Origin of the sequence: Microbacterium sp. K24, from assembly GCF_004794465.1 — a bacterium.
Taxonomy (GTDB): domain Bacteria; phylum Actinomycetota; class Actinomycetes; order Actinomycetales; family Microbacteriaceae; genus Microbacterium.
In genome coordinates, this window is the sequence record NZ_SSDJ01000065.1 from 1 (window position 1) to 603 (window position 603).

General features: G+C 69.3%; 1 protein-coding gene. It reads left to right on the top strand.

Annotated elements, in window-relative coordinates; genetic code table 11:
* Positions 1–603: DUF222 domain-containing protein (locus DW306_RS04490; protein WP_136054450.1), on the top strand; the 603-nt coding region annotated here is incomplete at both ends.

The following is a 603-nucleotide window of genomic DNA, read 5'->3' on the forward strand; positions in this document are numbered from 1 at the left end:
GGGTTGTCGCGGGAGCAGTTGATCGCGGTGAATGACGCGATCGGTGTGGTGCGGCGTCGGTTGGACGCGACGCACGCGGATGCGGCGGCGCGGATCGCTCATGAGTCCCGGACGGAGCTGGGTTCTGCGGGACTGGCGAAGGAGTACGGGTACCGGACCGCGGGGAAGTTGTTGGCGGCGACGGGCGGGATCTCCGCGGGGGATGCGTCCCGCCTGGTGAAGGTCGGGGAGGCGACCGCCGCCCGGACGGATCTGATGGGGGCGAGGCTCCCGGCCCGGTACGAGTTGTTGCGGGAGGCGCTCGCGTCAGGTTCCTTGAGTGTCGCCGCGGCCGGGTTGATCATCGCCCTGTTGGATCGGTGCCGGGTGGTGGCTGGGGTGGGGCGGATCGGCCTGGCGGAAGAGATACTCGCGGAGAGGTGTGCCGGGCTGGGGTTGGATGATGTCCGCAAGTTGATCGCCCGGGCGGAGGCGTGGTTGGACCCGGATGGGGTGCAGCCGAAGGATGAGGAACGCCGCGAGAAGCGGTCGTGCACGATCTTCGAACGCGACGGCATGGACAAGGACACCGCGCTCGCGGATCCCGTGATCGGCAGCGCCTAC